The sequence below is a fragment of the Sinomonas sp. ASV486 genome, assembly GCF_030908215.1.
Classification (GTDB): domain Bacteria; phylum Actinomycetota; class Actinomycetes; order Actinomycetales; family Micrococcaceae; genus Sinomonas; species Sinomonas puerhi.
On the sequence record NZ_JAVFJK010000003.1, the window covers coordinates 127,910 to 142,878 of the forward strand.

At 69.3% G+C, this 14,969-nt stretch carries 19 protein-coding genes and 1 riboswitch; of the genes, 2 read left to right on the plus strand and 17 right to left on the minus strand.

The features are described 5' to 3' along the window. Positions 1–44 precede the first annotated feature (44 nt). The 8 genes from lgt to hisI form a co-directional block, all read right to left on the minus strand. Positions 45–1,148, minus strand: a complete 1,104-nt coding sequence (gene lgt, locus RBS60_RS05355) for a prolipoprotein diacylglyceryl transferase (protein ID WP_307956505.1) — start codon at positions 1,146–1,148, stop codon at positions 45–47. Between the two features lie 5 nt (positions 1,149–1,153). Then, a complete protein-coding gene (trpA, locus tag RBS60_RS05360; RefSeq protein ID WP_307956506.1) occupies positions 1,154–1,963 on the minus strand; it encodes a tryptophan synthase subunit alpha in 810 nt (269 codons plus the stop codon). Further along, on the minus strand, positions 1,960–3,279 hold the full coding sequence (trpB, locus tag RBS60_RS05365) for a tryptophan synthase subunit beta (protein ID WP_307956727.1): 1,320 nt from the start codon (positions 3,277–3,279) through the stop codon (positions 1,960–1,962). Before trpB ends, trpA begins: the two co-directional genes overlap by 4 nt. A 202-nt stretch (positions 3,280–3,481) precedes the next feature. After that, a complete protein-coding gene (gene trpC / locus RBS60_RS05370) occupies positions 3,482–4,324 on the minus strand; it encodes an indole-3-glycerol phosphate synthase TrpC (protein ID WP_307956507.1) in 843 nt (280 codons plus the stop codon). Continuing rightward, the gene (locus RBS60_RS05375; protein ID WP_307956508.1) at positions 4,324–4,587 is read right to left on the minus strand and encodes an HGxxPAAW family protein; all 264 of its coding nucleotides are present in this window, start codon (positions 4,585–4,587) and stop codon (positions 4,324–4,326) included. The genes trpC and RBS60_RS05375 overlap by 1 nt, the downstream gene beginning before the upstream one ends. Before the next feature lie 73 nt (positions 4,588–4,660). After that, positions 4,661–5,338, minus strand: coding sequence for a Trp biosynthesis-associated membrane protein (locus RBS60_RS05380; protein WP_307956509.1), 678 nt, complete (start codon positions 5,336–5,338; stop codon positions 4,661–4,663). Further along, complete coding sequence (locus RBS60_RS05385) at positions 5,331–6,941, minus strand: anthranilate synthase component I (RefSeq protein ID WP_307956510.1); 1,611 nt, start codon at positions 6,939–6,941, stop codon at positions 5,331–5,333. The genes RBS60_RS05380 and RBS60_RS05385 overlap by 8 nt, the downstream gene beginning before the upstream one ends. A 62-nt stretch (positions 6,942–7,003) precedes the next feature. After that, complete coding sequence (gene hisI, locus RBS60_RS05390) at positions 7,004–7,426, minus strand: phosphoribosyl-AMP cyclohydrolase (RefSeq protein WP_307956511.1); 423 nt, start codon at positions 7,424–7,426, stop codon at positions 7,004–7,006. Between the two features lie 145 nt (positions 7,427–7,571). Here hisI and RBS60_RS05395 point away from each other — a divergent pair, with 145 nt between their 5' ends. Together RBS60_RS05395 and RBS60_RS05400 are read left to right on the plus strand one after the other, a co-directional pair. Then, entirely contained in the window at positions 7,572–8,216 is a 645-nt protein-coding gene (locus RBS60_RS05395; protein ID WP_307956728.1) for a TIGR03085 family metal-binding protein, read from the plus strand. Between the two features lie 69 nt (positions 8,217–8,285). Beyond that, complete coding sequence (locus RBS60_RS05400) at positions 8,286–8,750, plus strand: hypothetical protein (protein WP_307956512.1); 465 nt, start codon at positions 8,286–8,288, stop codon at positions 8,748–8,750. A 72-nt stretch (positions 8,751–8,822) separates the two neighbouring features. Here RBS60_RS05400 and hisF read toward each other — a convergent pair whose 3' ends face one another. From hisF to RBS60_RS05445, 9 genes are all read right to left on the minus strand, one after another. After that, entirely contained in the window at positions 8,823–9,596 is a 774-nt protein-coding gene (gene hisF / locus RBS60_RS05405; RefSeq protein ID WP_307956513.1) for an imidazole glycerol phosphate synthase subunit HisF, read from the minus strand. Positions 9,597–9,609: 13 nt separating this feature from the next. Beyond that, positions 9,610–10,458 (minus strand): ATP phosphoribosyltransferase, encoded by an 849-nt coding sequence (gene hisG / locus RBS60_RS05410; RefSeq protein WP_307956514.1) that lies wholly within the window; start codon positions 10,456–10,458, stop codon positions 9,610–9,612. An 84-nt stretch (positions 10,459–10,542) separates the two neighbouring features. After that, the gene (locus tag RBS60_RS05415) at positions 10,543–10,806 is read right to left on the minus strand and encodes a phosphoribosyl-ATP diphosphatase (protein WP_307956515.1); all 264 of its coding nucleotides are present in this window, start codon (positions 10,804–10,806) and stop codon (positions 10,543–10,545) included. 87 nt (positions 10,807–10,893) lie between these two features. After that, positions 10,894–11,367, minus strand: a complete 474-nt coding sequence (ribH, locus tag RBS60_RS05420) for a 6,7-dimethyl-8-ribityllumazine synthase (protein WP_307956516.1) — start codon at positions 11,365–11,367, stop codon at positions 10,894–10,896. An 89-nt stretch (positions 11,368–11,456) separates the two neighbouring features. Further along, positions 11,457–12,140 (minus strand): GTP cyclohydrolase II, encoded by a 684-nt coding sequence (gene ribA, locus RBS60_RS05425; protein ID WP_307956517.1) that lies wholly within the window; start codon positions 12,138–12,140, stop codon positions 11,457–11,459. After that, positions 12,137–12,790 (minus strand): 3,4-dihydroxy-2-butanone-4-phosphate synthase, encoded by a 654-nt coding sequence (gene ribB, locus RBS60_RS05430; RefSeq protein ID WP_307956518.1) that lies wholly within the window; start codon positions 12,788–12,790, stop codon positions 12,137–12,139. The genes ribA and ribB overlap by 4 nt, the downstream gene beginning before the upstream one ends. Beyond that, positions 12,787–13,410 carry a riboflavin synthase gene (locus tag RBS60_RS05435; RefSeq protein ID WP_307956519.1) on the minus strand — a complete coding sequence of 208 codons (624 nt, stop codon included), beginning with the start codon at positions 13,408–13,410 and terminating at the stop codon, positions 12,787–12,789. Before RBS60_RS05435 ends, ribB begins: the two co-directional genes overlap by 4 nt. After that, positions 13,410–14,504: a bifunctional diaminohydroxyphosphoribosylaminopyrimidine deaminase/5-amino-6-(5-phosphoribosylamino)uracil reductase RibD gene (gene ribD / locus RBS60_RS05440; RefSeq protein WP_307956520.1), complete on the minus strand. Its 1,095-nt coding sequence runs from the start codon at positions 14,502–14,504 to the stop codon at positions 13,410–13,412. The genes RBS60_RS05435 and ribD overlap by 1 nt, the downstream gene beginning before the upstream one ends. Next, complete coding sequence (locus tag RBS60_RS05445; RefSeq protein WP_307956521.1) at positions 14,501–14,644, minus strand: hypothetical protein; 144 nt, start codon at positions 14,642–14,644, stop codon at positions 14,501–14,503. The genes ribD and RBS60_RS05445 overlap by 4 nt, the downstream gene beginning before the upstream one ends. A gap of 79 nt (positions 14,645–14,723) precedes the next feature. Further along, positions 14,724–14,866: riboswitch (FMN riboswitch) on the minus strand. Between the last annotated feature and the right edge of the window lie 103 nt (positions 14,867–14,969).

The following is a 14,969-nucleotide window of genomic DNA, read 5'->3' on the forward strand; positions in this document are numbered from 1 at the left end:
CGGACGTCATGTGACTCCTGGCGGAGCCATGTGTGAAGAAAAGGTCAGTCAGCCCGGCCGTGATGCGACGGGTCCTTCGCGGGCTTCGGCGCATCCGTCAGGGGCTTCGGCGCATCCGTCAAGGCACTCGGAGCGTCCGCCTCAACGCCCTCGTCCGCCTCGGCACCGCCCTCGGCCTCAGCCCCACCGTCGGGACCGGTGCCGTCTGCAGACTGGTCGCCCCCGCTCACGTCGACCTCGTTGGCAGGGCCGCGGCCCGGCAGCCAGACGATATCGCTCTCTCGGCTGCGTCGCAGCGTGAGAGCGACCAGGACGACGAGCGCGCCGACGAACACGAGGATCGACGTCCACACATTCAGGCGTGCGGTCACCCCCGCGATCGTAATCATCTGGGCATCATCGATACGCAGGGCTTCGATCCACACGCGCCCCAACGTGTAGTACACGGCGTACAGCCAGAACAAGCGTCCCCCGCGGAATCGGAATCGGCGGTCGAGGAGGAGCAGGATGATGACGCCGACAACGTTCCACACCATCTCATAGAGGAACGTCGGGTGGAAGAGAGTACCGGGCGCATACCCAGCGGGGAAGTTGGGGCTCCCGGGGTCGACCTCAAGTCCCCACGGCAGGGTCGTGGGGCCGCCGAAGAGCTCTTGGTTGAAGTAGTTGCCCCAACGGCCGATGGCCTGGGCCAGAAGCAGTCCCGGGGCCGCGGCGTCCATGAAGGCCGTGAGGCGGACTCCCGCGCGGCGGCAGCCGATCCATGCGCCCGCGGCTCCGAGCACGACGGCGCCCCAGATGCCGAGGCCGCCTTCCCAAATGCGGGGGATCGCACTCAGATCGCCCGTCCCGTTGTAGCCCGGGCCGAAGTACCGGTCCGGCGAGGTGAACACGTGGTAGAGCCGGCCGCCGATGATTCCGGCGGGAATCGCCCAGATGGCGATGTCCCAGATGGCGTCGGTGTTGCCGCCGCGGGCCTTCCAGCGCCGCGCCGTGAGCCACAGCGCCACGACGATGCCCGCGAGGATGCAGAGCGCGTAGGCATGGATCCGCAGAGTGCCCCAAGGCAACGGGATGTCGAAGCCGGACCAGACGGGGCTCGGGATCGCCATCGTCGCCGACACACCGGCCACGAACGTCAGAGCCATGGTGCTCAGGCCCCGGCCGCCGTCGTGCGCTTGAGGCCGGAGCTGAGTTCCGCGGCCAACCGGCCGACAGCCTCGGGACCCCCCTCACGCAGGGCGCTCACGATGGCCGTTCCGACGATGACGCCGTCGGCGTAGGACCCGATCTCGCGAACATGTTCTGAGGTCGATACGCCGAGCCCCACGCACACCCGGGGGGCGCCTGCGGCACGGGCCGCCTCGACCACGTGGCGCGCCGCGGAGTCCACCGCGGTGCGGGCACCCGTGACCCCCATGAGGGACACGGCGTACGTGAAGCCGCGCGTCGCGGCGACGGTCATTGCCACGCGCTCGGGGGAAGAGGAAGGCGCGACCAGGAACACCCGGTCAAGGCCGTACTTGTCCGACGCCTCGAACCACTCGGCCGCCTCGTCCGGGACCAGGTCCGGGGTGATGAGGCCGGAGCCGCCCGCCTCGACGAGCCGCCGCGAGAACTCGTCGACGCCCATCCGCATGACGGGGTTCCAGTACGTCATGACGAGCACGGCGGTTCCGAGGTCGGCCGTGGCATCCGTGACGGCCTTGACGACGTCGAAGACGCTCGCGACGCGGAAGCCCTTCGCGAGGGCCTCGGTCGTCGCTGCCTGGATGACGCTCCCGTCCATCACCGGATCAGAGTAGGGAATACCGATCTCGATGATGTCCACGCCGTTGCGGGCGAGTGCGATCGCGGCGTCGATGCTCTCCTGGACGCTCGGATAGCCCGCAGGGAGATACCCCACGAGGGCTGCGCGGCCCTCGCCCCTGGCCTTCTCGATGGCGTCGGCGACCTTGCTCACGCGATTCCCTCCTGCGACTCGTCCTGAGCTGCTTCGTTCTGGGCCTCGCCAAGCCGGGAGGAACCCTTGTGACGCCGCGTCGACAGGGTCGTGCCCTTGACCTGTCCGTTCTCATCGAGCAGGCCGAACCACTCGGCGGCTGTCTGGACATCCTTGTCGCCACGGCCCGAGAGGTTGACGATCACGATCCGCTCGTGCGGGTCACCGCCCTCAGCCGCGAGCCGCTCGCCGACCTTGACGGCGCCGGCGAGGGCGTGCGCGGACTCGATCGCCGGGATGATGCCCTCCGTGTGGCACAGGAGGCTGAACGCGTCCATGGCCTCGGTGTCCGTGATGGGCTCGTACGTGACACGGCCGATGTCGTGCAGGTAGGAATGCTCCGGCCCAACGCCCGGGTAGTCGAGGCCGGCGGAGATCGAGTGGGACTCGACCGTCTGTCCGTCCTCGTCCTGCATGAGGTAGGAGCGCGCCCCGTGCAGCACGCCGGGGCGCCCCAGGGTGATGGTCGCCGCGTGGCGGGCCGTCTCGACGCCTTCGCCACCCGCCTCGAATCCGTAGATCTTGACCGACGGATCATCCAGGAACCCATGGAAGATCCCAATGGCATTGGACCCACCGCCGATGCACGCGCACACAGCGTCGGGCAGGCGTCCGGTCTGGGCGAGGATCTGCTCGCGTGCCTCCTCGCCGATCACCTCGTGGAAGAAGCGCACCATGGCGGGGAAGGGGTGGGCCCCGGCCGCAGTGCCGAGGACGTAATGGGTGGTCTCGACGTTCGCGACCCAGTCGCGGAGGGCGTCGTTGATGGCGTCCTTGAGGGTCTGGGATCCGTTCGTGACAGGCACGACGGTAGCGCCGAGCAGTTGCATACGGGCCACATTGAGGGCCTGCCGGCGGCAGTCCTCGGCTCCCATGTACACGATGCACTCCATGCCGAACAGGGCCGCGGCGGTCGCGGTCGCAACGCCGTGCTGGCCGGCTCCGGTCTCGGCGATGAGCCTTGACTTGCCCATCCGTCGGGCCAGGAGCGCCTGCCCGATGACGTTGTTGATCTTGTGCGATCCCGTGTGGTTCAGGTCTTCACGCTTGAGGAAGACGCGGACGCCACCGGCATGCTGCGAGAAGCGCTTGGCCTCTGTCAGGAGCGACGGCCGGCCTGCGTAGGAACGGTTCAGCTCCGCAATTTCGGCCAGGAAGTCGGGATCGACCTTGGCCTTCTCAAAGGTGTCCTCGAGCTCGTCGAGTGCGGCGATCAGCGATTCCGGCATCCATCGGCCGCCGTAGGCACCGAAGTAGGGCCCTGGTGCGTGTCGCAGGTGCCCCGAGAGGAAGGCCTCCGTGGCGGATGCCTCGGCTGAAGCCTGAGCCGTATCCTGGGCTGCGTCGCCTCCGGTCGAGGTGTCCCCCGCTGTGATGCCACCGCCCGATGTCTCCCCGGCGCCCGGGATGCCTGCTGGCGTGTTCTCGTCCACCAGTCCTACCTTCCTTGCGGCGCCTGCTGGGCCGACGCCGTGTGCTCTAGTGCGCTGTCGTCTGCTGCGCTGCGATGCGTGCGGCGATCGCTGCCGCACCTGCTCTCTTGAATTCCTGAACTCTGGCCACCGGGTCGCCGTGGGTCACGAGTGCCTCACCGACGAGGACGGCACCTGCGCCGAGCCCCGCATAGTACGCGATGTCTTCAGGCCCGCGCACACCGGACTCGGCGACGGCAACGGCGCCTTCCGGGAGCCGGCCCGCGAGACGGGCGAAGACCGCGCGGTCGACGTCGAGCGTCTTGAGGTTGCGCACGTTGACGCCCACGATCCGGGCGCCGACGGCTGCAGCCCGATCAATCTCCTCCTCAGTGTGGGTCTCGACGAGCGCGTTCATGCCCAGTGAATGGGTGAGATCGAGGAGCCCGCGCAACCGCGCGTCGTCGAGCGCGGCGACGATGAGGAGAACAAGGTCGGCGCCGTGTGCACGGGCCTCGTGCACCTGGTACTCCTCGACCGTGAAGTCCTTGCGGAGCACCGGTATGCCGACGGCGGCCCGCACCGCATCGAGGTCGGCGAGAGTACCGTTGAAGCGCCGCTGCTCGGTGAGCACACTGATCACCGACGCGCCGCCCTGCTCGTACTGGGCCGCGAGTGACGCCGGATCCGCGATCTCGGCAAGTGCGCCCTTCGAGGGACTTTTGCGCTTGACCTCCGCGATGATCCGCAGGTCTCCGGCTGGGCTGCCGCCGCCGAGCGCGGCCCAGACGTCGAGCGCAGCAGGACGCGCGGCGGCGGCCGCCTCGACCTCCGACGCCGGTACCGCAAGGACCCGCTCTGCGAGGTCCTCGCGGACACCGACGATGATGTCGTCGAGGACCGTAGGCATCAGTGCTGGTTCTTGAGCTTGCTGCCGCCGACTCCGTAGCCTGCCCGGCGCATCGCCCAGCCGACGACGAGGCCGATCGCGATCACGACGATGCCTGCCCAGAAGACGGGGGTGTTCGCGATCGCGAAGGCGATGCAGGAGACGATCGAGCCGAGCATCATGATGAAGACACACGTCCAGGCGGCGGGGCTGTTCCCGTGCCCGAGGTCTTCACCGTGCATGACCTCGTTGGTCCCGGCCTGCGAACTGCGCGTGTTGCTCATCTCTACTCCTGACGTTGCGTGTCTAGTGTCATTCTGCCATCTTCGGGCAAGGGTGAAGGCCACCCCGGGCGGGTCAGTCGGTGGGGTCCTCGCCGCGGGAAAGCTGGTCCCAGCCGTCGATTCCGTCGACCGCTCCGGCACCGCGCTCCGGGCCCCCCGCCTGACTGCCGGTGCCTGTCGGAGCCCCTGCCGACGGTGCGTGCCCCGACACGCCCGGCCGGGCGGCGTCGTACTTGGTCCGCAGTGACCAGAAGCGCGAGGCGACGATCAGGAGCACGCCGGACGCAGCGAGGAGCGCCCCCGCGACAGCGGCGAGCATCGGATACGGGGTGAGAGTGACGGAAGCCGATGCTCCCGCTAGGCCCGTCGTCTGGGCGATCGCCCCCTCGGCCGAGCCACGCGGATCTGCGAGGACTGACGCGCAGGCCGCCGCGACACCCATCCCGGCAAGCACGACGACGACCGCCGCCACCGCACGCCCGACCCGTCCGGCGACTGCCGCGGCGAGCGTCCCGGCCAGGCCCACAAGGGCGAGGGCAGAGACCGACGTCGCGGCCTTGCTGCCCTGGACGGTCAGATGTGCGGTACGGACCGCAGATCCTTGGACCTCGGCATCCAGCCAGGTCTGGGTCGTCGCGCCGAAGGCGAGCAGTGCGAAGGCAACCGCGACGATCACCACGATCGATTTGCGGGCCCACCGGGGCACCCCACGACGCGTTGCGTCCGGTCCACGGCCTGGAGCGTCAGCCACGTGCGACCCCGGTCTTCCCGGCAGCTGCGTCGGGGCCGCCTTCTGACCCGGAATCAGCGCGGGCACCGGCGATGGTCTCGGCCGGGCGGAGCGCCGAGGCCGTGTGGACGGCGCGCAGCGGGGCGGCCGCCTTGTTGACCGACTCCTGAGCCTCGGCCGCCGGGTCCGAGTCGGCTACGATGCCCCCGCCGGACTGAATGTAGGCCCGGCCCTCGCGCAGGAGGGCGGTCCGGATCGCGATGGCCATGTCCATGTCCCCCGCGAAATCGAAGTACCCGACCACGCCGCCGTAGACACCGCGGCGCACGGGCTCGACCTCGTCGAGGAGTCGCAGTGCGCGGGGCTTGGGCGCCCCCGAGAGGGTGCCGGCGGGGAACGTCGCGGCCAGGACGTCGTAGGCCGTCGCGTCGGGGCGCAGCTTGCCGTCAACGGTGGAGACGAGGTGCATGATGTGGCTGAACCGCTCCACCTCCATGAACTCGCTCACCTCGACGGTGCCGGGCCGGCATACCTTGGAGAGGTCATTGCGCGCCAGATCGACGAGCATGAGGTGCTCGGCGCGCTCCTTCTCGTCCGCGAGGAGCTCATCGGAGAAGGCCTTGTCCGCCTCGACCGTGGCTCCGCGCGGCCGGGAGCCGGCGATGGGGTGGGTCACGACCTGCTCCCCTGTCACCGTCACGAGCGCCTCGGGCGACGACCCGACGATCGAGTACTCCCGTCCCTCTGGGTCCTCGAGCGTCAGCAGGTACATATACGGGCTCGGATTCATCTTCCGCAGGACGCGGTACACATCCAACGGCGCGGCGTCATACTCGAGCTCGAAGCGGCGCGAGATGACCACCTGGAACACCTCGCCGTCGTAGATAGCCTGCTTGCCGCGGGCGATCGCGTCCAGGTAGCCCTGCTCCGCCCACTGGTGGATGACCTTGTCCTGATAGTCCCCGACGGGGCTCAGGACGCTCAGGGCCGCGGGGGCCGGGCGGAGGAGGGCCGCGAGCATGTGCTGGAGCCTGGCCACGGCGTCGCGCCAGGCCTCGTCGACGCGCTCGTCGCTGTTGTCGAAGTTGATCGCGTTGGCCACGAGGGTCACCGTGCCGTCGACGTTGTCGTGGACCGCAAGGTCAGTGACGAGGTTCATGGCGAGCTCAGGGAGGTCCAGATCGTCCTCCGGCGGGGTGAGGAGCTTCTCCCAGCGGCGCACAGCCTCCCAGCCGACGAACCCGACCATGCCGGAGGTCAGCGGCGGCAGCCCATCGAAGCGCTCGGTGCGCAGCGCCGCGACGGTGTCCCGGAGGGCCTCGAGCGGGTTCCCCGCGGTAGGAACGCCGACAGGGGGCTCGCCGATCCAGTGTGCCTCTCCGCGGCGGCTCGTGAGGGTAGCGCGGGATGCGGCGCCGATGAACGAGTAGCGAGACCACGAGCCGCCGACGGCCGCGGACTCGAACAGGAACGTCCCGGGCCTGCCGTCCGCGAGCTTGCGGTACAGGCCGATGGGGGTCTCGGCGTCCGCGAGCACCCGCACATGGACGGGGACAACTCGACGGTGGGCGGCAACGTCGCGGAATTCCTCGAGCGTCGGGCTGATGACTCCAAGGTCGTTCATGGGGTGCGGTACCGCTTTCGGGCTCTGCGCCTGTTCAGCGCTTCAGGAAGGAAGGTCTGGGTTCAGGCCGCGGGGTCAGCGGCGGCGTGGCCGACGACGGCGTCGAGACGCCTCCCATCGAAGCACGTCCGCGTCCCCGTGTGGCAGGCCGCGCCGATCTGGTCGACCCGCACGAGGAGGGCATCGCCGTCGCAGTCGAGATCGACCGACTTGACCCATTGGACGTGCCCCGAGGTGTCGCCCTTGCGCCAGTACTCCCGCCGGGACCGGGACCAGAACGTCACGCGCCCGGAGGTCAGGGTGCGGTGGAGGGCCTCGTCATCCATCCAGCCGACCATGAGGACCTCGTTCGTGTCGTGCTGCTGCACGACGGCGGCGACAAGGCCGGCGTCGTCCCTCTTGAGGCGCGCTGCGAGGCCGGCGGGCAAGGAACTGGCCTGCCCTTCTGCGGCCGGTGTGGCGGGTGGCGTGATCTGCTCAGACATCCCCCCAAGTCTAGTCCGCTGGCGGGGCGGCTCCGGTCCTCGCGCCGTGCCGCCCGGCGTCCCGCGGCGTCCCCCTCAGGGACGCAAGGTCACCGCGCGCTCCGGCGTGTGCTGTTCACACGCGCGCGTGCTAGGTTCGCCAGTGATGCACTTCGTAGACCCGTCGCGTGAAGTCCTGGCCGAGACGCTCCTCGCGGCCGGCCCCGATGCGCCCACCCTCTGCGAGGGGTGGAGGGCCAGGCATCTGGCCGCCCACCTCTTCCTGCGCGAGCACAGCCCCAGAGTCGGCCTTGGCCTGCTCATCAAGTCGCGGGCGGGCACGTCGGATCGCGCAACGGAGAGGCTCGCGGCCGAGCACGCCACTGCCGAGCGGTTCTCCGAACTCGTCGAATCGTTCCGTGCCGGGCCGCCGGCCTACTCGCCGCTGAAGCTCGCGGCCCTCGACGAGGCGGCCAACCTGGCCGAGTTCTTCGTCCACACGGAGGATGTGCGGCGCGCGGGCGACCGATGGGCGCCTCGAGCGCTTGACACCGCGTATGCCGACGCACTGTGGGACGAGGTGGTCCGGCGGGCGGCGTTCCTCTACCGCGGAGTGGATCTCGGCATCGTGCTCGTGAGCACCGCGGGCCCGCGGCACGTGGCCAAACGGTCGTCTGTCTCCGTCGCAATCGTCGGGGACCCGGGCGAACTGCTCCTGCATGCCTACGGCCGGACCGCGCAGTCGCTCGTGACATTCGAGGGCCAGCCCGACGCCGTCGCCCTCCTGGCAAGCGCCGACATCGGCCACTGATCCCGGTCCTCGGACCACTGGCGCCGGTGAGGGGCGAGCCGCCCGCGTGCGCGGTGGCAGGATGGAGTCATGACTGACTTCGAGCTCCGTTGGGACACCGTCGCTCCACTGTTTGCTGCCCTCGGCGAGGACCCCCACGGGTATTCGCTGCATGACGGCTCCGGCAGCGCGGACGCGACTGTCCTGGCCATCCCGACCGGAGACATTCCACAGCCGCCCAAGTTGCCGGAGGGCGGAGGCCTCGCCGAGGCGCCCCTGGGTGACTACGACGCCGTCGAGCTCACCATCTGGGGCCGCCCGGCCGCGAAGGGCCTCGTGTCGTTCGGCGACGGAGTCGCAGCGATCGGTGGTTTCGAGTTCACCGCCGACGACGCCGATGGGCGCCTCGGGGCGGCCGTCGTCTCGGCGCTGGCCGAGGAAGCATTCCTCGAGGGCGCGGAGTGGCTCGTGACGATTGTCGACGGCGATCCCGCCAGCATCCCCGCCTACCTCGAACAGGGCTGGGCCGAGGCGGCGAAGGTCAGGGCACGATAGCTGCGTCGCGCCAGCCGCCGCACCGGCTGGCGCGAGACGCCGTACCTGCCTGCCGTGGTGGCGGAACCAGCGTCAGCGGACGGCGTAGCCAGCCTCACGGATCGCGGCCTTGACCTGGCCGATCATGTCCGCGGGGCCGAAATGGAACATCGACGCGGCGAGAACGGCATCCGCCCCGGCCTCGATCGCCGGCGGGAAGTGCCCGGGCTCACCGGCACCGCCCGAAGCGATGATCGGGACCCTGACGGCCGCGCGGATCAGGCGGATCAGCTCGAGGTCGAACCCCTCCTTCGTGCCGTCCGCGTCGATCGAGTTGAGCAGGATCTCCCCCACGCCCCGATCTGCGGCCTCCTTGGCCCACGCCACGGCATCGATCCCCGTGCCCTTGCGGCCGCCGTGGGTCGTGACCTCGAAGCCCGACGGCGTCATCGTCTCGCCCTGGACCCGGCGCGCATCGACCGAGAGCACGAGCACCTGCGATCCGAAATGGCGGGTGATCTCATCGATCACGCCGGGCCGCGCAATGGCCGCCGTGTTGATCGACGCCTTGTCCGCGCCCTCACGGAGGAGGCGGTCGACGTCGTCCACTCCCCTCACGCCACCGCCGACGGTGAGCGGGATGAAGACTTCCTCGGCGGTGCGGCGCACGACGTCGAACGTGGTCTGCCGGTCTGACGAGGACGCGGTGACGTCGAGGAACGTCAGCTCGTCGGCGCCAGCGTTGTCGTAGCGGTGGGCAAGCTCGACTGGATCACCGGCGTCACGGAGGTTCAGGAAGTTCACGCCCTTGACGACGCGGCCGGCGTCGACGTCGAGGCACGGAATGACGCGGATGGCGACGGACATGCGTGTACCTCCCCTAGATGCGGCAGGCGTGGATGCTGCTGACGAGAATGGCGCGGGCGCCGAGGTCGTACAGCTCGTCCATGATCCGATTGGTCTCGCGCTTGGGGACCATAGAGCGCACGGCAACCCACTCCGAGTCGCGCAGCGGGGAGACAGTCGGGGACTCGAGGCCCGGCGTGAGCGCTGCGGCCTGCTCGACGAGGTCCTTGCGGACGTCATAGTCCATGAGGACGTACTGACGCGCCACGAGGACACCCTGGAGGCGGCGGATGAGCACCTCGATCGCCGGCAGCGTGTGGCCAGTGCGGCCGATCAGGACGGCCTCGGACTGGAGCAGCGGCTCCCCGAACACCTCCATGCCCGCGGCCTTGAGCGTGCTGCCGGTCTCGACGACGTCGGCAATCGCGTCGGCGACGCCGAGCCGCACCGAGGATTCGACGGCGCCGTCGAGCCGGACGACGCGCGACGCCTCGATCCCGCGCTCACCGAGGTAGCGGCGAACGAGTCCGTCGTAGCTCGTCGCGATGCGCTTGCCCTCGAGGTCCGCGAGGGTGGAGAACGCCCCGACGGGGGCTGCGAAGCGGAACGTCGAGGCCGCGAAGCCTAGACCGAGGAGTTCCTCGGCCTCGACCTCCGAGTCGAGGAGGAGGTCACGGCCCGTGATGCCCACATCAAGGGTTCCACGGCCCACGTAGACCGCGATGTCACGGGGACGGAGGTAGAAGAACTCGATGTCGTTGTCAGGATCGACCATGACGAGTTCGCGGCCGCCTTCGCGGCGCTGGCGGTATCCGGCCTCGGACAGCATGGAGGTCGCGGCTTCTGACAGGGATCCCTTGTTCGGGACGGCTACACGGAGCATGAGGGCTTTCTCTGGTCTTGGTGCGGTACTGGCTGTTGCTGCCACTGGCTTCTCTCTCGCCGCGGCGCCCGTGGGCGCGCGCGGCTAGAGGTGCCTGTACACGTCCGCGAGCGACATGCCCTTCGCGATCATGAGCACCTGGACGTGGTAGAGCAGCTGCGAGATCTCCTCCGCGGCCTCTTCGTCCGACTCGTACTCGGCGGCCATCCACACCTCGGCGGCCTCTTCGACGATCTTCTTGCCGATGCCGTGCACTCCGGACTCCAGTTCGGCGACGGTGCGCGAGCCGGCCGGACGGGTCTGGGCCTTCTCGCTGAGCTCGGCGAACAGTGTCTCGAAATCCTTCACGGGCTCAAGACTACTGGAGGCCGAGAGTAGGCCCGCACCGGGGCCAGTCATGTGACCGACCCCGTGTGACAAAGACGACATGCCCCGTCAGAGCGCGCGGAGGGTCGCCGCGGTGAGCAGCGCCGCCGTCGTCGCCTCGTGGCCCTTGTCCTCCTTCGAGCCCGGGAGGCCGGCGCGCTCGATCCCCTGCTCCTCGGTGTCGCACGTGAGCACGCCGAAGCCCACGGGCACGCCGGTGCGCACGCTCACGTCGGTGAGGCCCATCGTCGCGGCCTCGCACACGTACTCGAAATGCGGCGTCCCGCCACGGATGACGACGCCGAGCGCGACCACGGCGTCGTGCGTCTCGGCGAGCTTCCCGGCGGCCACCGGCAGCTCGAAGCTGCCGGGGACGCGGACGACGGTCGGCGAGGCGATTCCCGCCTCCTCCGCGGCGCGCAGGGCGCCGTCGAGGAGACCGTCCATGATCTGCGTGTGCCAGCTTGCAGCGACGACGGCGAGCCGAAGCGTTGCAAGCTCGGGGTTGTCAAGGGACAGGGTGGGGGCGCCGTAGCCGCTCATGCAGAATGGTTCCTTCGTCTGGGGTTGGGTCTTGGGGGATGGATCGTGGGTCGAGCGCGAGCGGGGCCAGTTGACAGGGCCAGGCGCCGTCAGTCGGCCTCGCCGATGGCCCGAAGGCCGGCCGGTTCGGCAGCGAGTTGGAGCAGGTGGTCCATGCGGTCCCTCTTGGTCTGCAGGTAGCGGAGATTCTCGACGCGCGAGGGCACCTCGGTCGGGACCATCTCGACCACGTGCACGCCGGCCTTCGCCAGACGCCGCTTCTTGTCGGGATTGTTGCTCAGAAGCCGAATGTGCGTCAGGCCCATCTCGGCGAGGATCTGGGCCGCGGCCCTGTAGGAGCGGGCATCCACCGGCAGTCCAAGCTGCTCGTTGGCCTCAACCGTGTCGAAGCCGGCCTCCTGGAGGGCATACGCCTTGATCTTGTTCGCGAGTCCGATGCCGCGGCCTTCCTGGCCGCGCAGGTACAGGAGCGTTCCTCCCTCGGCGCCGATGAGTCCCAGCGCATAGGCGAGCTGCTCGCCGCAGTCGCACCGGTAGGACCCGAAGACGTCACCCGTGAGGCATTCCGAGTGCAGCCTCACGAGGGGCGCAACACCCGCCGCGGGCGACTCGGGCGAGCTCACCGCCAGGTGCTCGGCCCCTGTCTCCTCGTCAGTCCACGCCTGGGCGACGAAATCGCCGAATGCCGTGGGCAGCTTCACGATCGGGCCCCCCGAGACTGGGTGGGGATGTTGGGGGCGCGCCGCCGGTGTCGGGGAAGGACTCTTGCTCATCGCTCTCCTCCTTGCGCGGTCCGCCTGGCGGCCACGTAGTCCACGAGGTCCTCGATCGAGATGAGCGGGCAGCCGTGCTCGTCCGCGAACCCCCGCAGCGCTGGAAGCCGCATCATCTCGCCGTCGTCATGCACCACTTCGGCGATCACCCCCACAGGGGCGAGACCTGCGAGACGGCACAGCTCCACCGCCGCCTCGGTGTGGCCCTGACGGACCAGTACACCTCCGTCAACCGCACGCAGCGGGAAAATATGCCCCGGCCGGGTGAAGTCGGAGGGAGCCGACGTGGCGTCCGCGAGGGCCGCGACGGTGTTCGCGCGGTCCGTCGCGCTGATGCCCGTGGTGATTCCCGCGCGCAGGTCGCACGAGACGGTGTAGGCGGTCCCCTTGGCGTCCTGGTTGACCTCCACCATGGGCGGGAGCTCGAGCCGTTCAGCCGTCTCCCCCGGCATGGGCACGCAGATCACGCCGGACGAGTAGCGGATGGTCCAGCCCATGAGCGCCGGGGTCGCGTGCTGGGCGGCGAAGATAATGTCGCCCTCGTTCTCGCGGTCCTCGTCGTCGACGACAAGGACCGGCCGACCGTCCCGGAGTGCATCGACGGCGGCCTGGACCGGTTCGAGCCTGATGCCGTGCAGCGTATCGGTCATCGCTGGGCCCCCTGTCCGTCGAAGGCAAGGAGGCGGGCCGTGTACTTAGCGAGCACGTCGACCTCGAGGTTCACCGCGCCGCCCAAGGGCTTCGCGCCGAGGCCGGTCTCCGCGAGGGTCGCTGGGATGAGTCCCACTTCGAACCACGGGGACTCCGCGCCGGCCTCGCTGACGGCCGTCACTGTCAGTGACACACCGTCGACCGCGATGGAGCCCTTCTCGGCGATGTACTTTGCAAGGTCCGCCGGAACGGAGAACCGCAGGCGGTTCCAGTTCTCGAGCGGCTCCCGCTCGAGAAGGGTGCCGACACCGTCGACGTGCCCCTGCACCACGTGGCCGTCGAGACGCCCGCCTGCGGGGACGCAGCGCTCGAGATTGACCTGGTCTCCGGCCTTGCGCCCGCCGATCGTGGTCCGGACGAGGGACTCCCCCATGACGTCGACGGTAAAGCGGTGCCCGTCATTCGTGACGGCAGTGAGGCAGCAGCCGTCGACGGCGATCGAACCGCCGAGCGGCAGGTCCCGCGCGAGCGTCGGGGCAGTGAGCGTCAGGACGGCACTCTCGCCGCTGCTGTGGACCTCTTCGATCGTGCCGCGCTCGGCGATGATTCCGGTGAACATCAGTGGATCTCCTTGGATGACAGGGTGGTAGCCGGCGCGGCGGCCGGGAAGAGGTGGAGCCTGAGGTCGTTGCCCAGCCGCCGTACGGCGCCACCGTCCGACTCGTCCCAGTCCCAGTGCTGGGCGTCGGCGAGCGTGTGCACGCCGATGTCACTCACGGCGTTCTTGCCCGAGCCCAGGATCGTGGGGGCCTGGTAGACGATGAGCTCGTCGACGAGGCTCGCGCCGAGGAACGCGGCGATGATGCGCGCGCCGCCCTCGACCATGACGTGGCGGACGCCGAGGCTGAAGAGCGTCTCGAGCGCCTCCGCCGGGTCCTGCGTGCGCAGGTGCACGAACTTCCCGTCGGTTCCGCGGACTGCGGCGCCCTCAGGGACGTCGCGCAGTCCCATGACGGCCCGCAGCGGCTGGTGGGCCAGGAGGGAACCGTCAGTGTCCCGGGCCGTGAGCCTCGGGTTGTCCACGGCCACCGTCTGGCTGCCGACGAGAATGGCGTCGATCAGCGAGCGTGTGGCGTGATTGTCCGCAAGGGACTGCGGGCAGGTGATCCACTGGCTCGTGCCGTCCTCGGCGGCAATCCGCGAGTCGAGCGTCTGCGCGAGGTGGAGTGTCACGAAGGGGCGGCGTGACGAGACAGCGCCCAGCCACCGACGATTGAGTTCGGTCGCCTCGTCGGAGCGTACGCCCTTGACCACTTCAATGCCGGCCGCGCGGAGCGTCTCGGCACCACCGCTCGCGGCGGCGTGCGGATCGTCGATCGCGTACACGACACGGGAGACCTGTGCCGCTATGAGTGCCTGTGCGCACGGTCCGGTGCGCCCTGTGTGGTTGCAGGGCTCGAGCGTCACATACATGGTGGCGCCGGCAAGGTCTGTGCCCTCGCGCGCCGCAGTGGCGATCGCATCCGCCTCTGCGTGGGAGGTCCCGGCACCCCGGTGCCAGCCCGTCGCGAGGACCGCACCGTCGCGGCCGACGGCGACCGCTCCCACGAGCGGGTTGACCCCCCGCACGCCGCGCGCAGCGAGGGCAAGAGCCTGGTCCATGAATGTCAGATCGGCGTCGACGACCGAAAGGGTCGTGTCCGCGGCCCTCATACGACCACCACCGCCTCATGGCGGGGCATGCCGCCAAGGGCCATCGCGAGACCGGAGTCTTTTCCGACCACCTCGCGGGGCAGCAGCTTGGATCCCCCCACGGGGATCTGCGCTGTCAAGAGCCACTGCATGAAGTCCATCGCAACCATCCTTCCCTTCACCGCAGCGGCTCCGGGGTTGCGACAGAAGCGATACGCCACATTCGGCGCACCGCGGACTGCACGTGCTTCTCCCATCCAGACTTTGACTGTCGGTGCCGGAATTCCACCGGCTCAACCAGCCTCCCGCTCTGTGACAAGCAGGATGCCGGGTCGCGGACTATCACCGCCGGTTCGGACTTTCACCGACCCCGGAGCACGTTCTTCATTGGTACAGGCGTCTGGTCAAGTGTTTAATGACAGTTCAACCAAACGGCCATCTACATTGTGCCACACGCCGCGCAGTGGTGAAGTGCGGACAGTCACA

Coding starts and splice junctions, on each gene's coding strand:
- RBS60_RS05395 (WP_307956728.1), top strand. CDS start 7,572: ATGCACTTCGTAGACCCGTCGCGTGAAGTCCTGGCCGAGACGCTCCTC.
- RBS60_RS05385 (WP_307956510.1), bottom strand. CDS start 6,941: ATGAACGACCTTGGAGTCATCAGCCCGACGCTCGAGGAATTCCGCGAC.
- hisI (WP_307956511.1), bottom strand. CDS start 7,426: ATGTCTGAGCAGATCACGCCACCCGCCACACCGGCCGCAGAAGGGCAG.
- ribA (WP_307956517.1), bottom strand. CDS start 12,140: ATGAGCAAGAGTCCTTCCCCGACACCGGCGGCGCGCCCCCAACATCCC.
- trpC (WP_307956507.1), bottom strand. CDS start 4,324: ATGCCTACGGTCCTCGACGACATCATCGTCGGTGTCCGCGAGGACCTC.
- RBS60_RS05435 (WP_307956519.1), bottom strand. CDS start 13,410: ATGTTCACCGGAATCATCGCCGAGCGCGGCACGATCGAAGAGGTCCAC.
- ribD (WP_307956520.1), bottom strand. CDS start 14,504: ATGAGGGCCGCGGACACGACCCTTTCGGTCGTCGACGCCGATCTGACA.
- RBS60_RS05445 (WP_307956521.1), bottom strand. CDS start 14,644: ATGGACTTCATGCAGTGGCTCTTGACAGCGCAGATCCCCGTGGGGGGA.
- hisG (WP_307956514.1), bottom strand. CDS start 10,458: ATGCTCCGTGTAGCCGTCCCGAACAAGGGATCCCTGTCAGAAGCCGCG.
- RBS60_RS05375 (WP_307956508.1), bottom strand. CDS start 4,587: ATGAGCAACACGCGCAGTTCGCAGGCCGGGACCAACGAGGTCATGCAC.
- ribH (WP_307956516.1), bottom strand. CDS start 11,367: ATGAGCGGCTACGGCGCCCCCACCCTGTCCCTTGACAACCCCGAGCTT.
- lgt (WP_307956505.1), bottom strand. CDS start 1,148: ATGGCTCTGACGTTCGTGGCCGGTGTGTCGGCGACGATGGCGATCCCG.
- ribB (WP_307956518.1), bottom strand. CDS start 12,790: ATGACCGATACGCTGCACGGCATCAGGCTCGAACCGGTCCAGGCCGCC.
- RBS60_RS05400 (WP_307956512.1), top strand. CDS start 8,286: ATGACTGACTTCGAGCTCCGTTGGGACACCGTCGCTCCACTGTTTGCT.
- hisF (WP_307956513.1), bottom strand. CDS start 9,596: ATGTCCGTCGCCATCCGCGTCATTCCGTGCCTCGACGTCGACGCCGGC.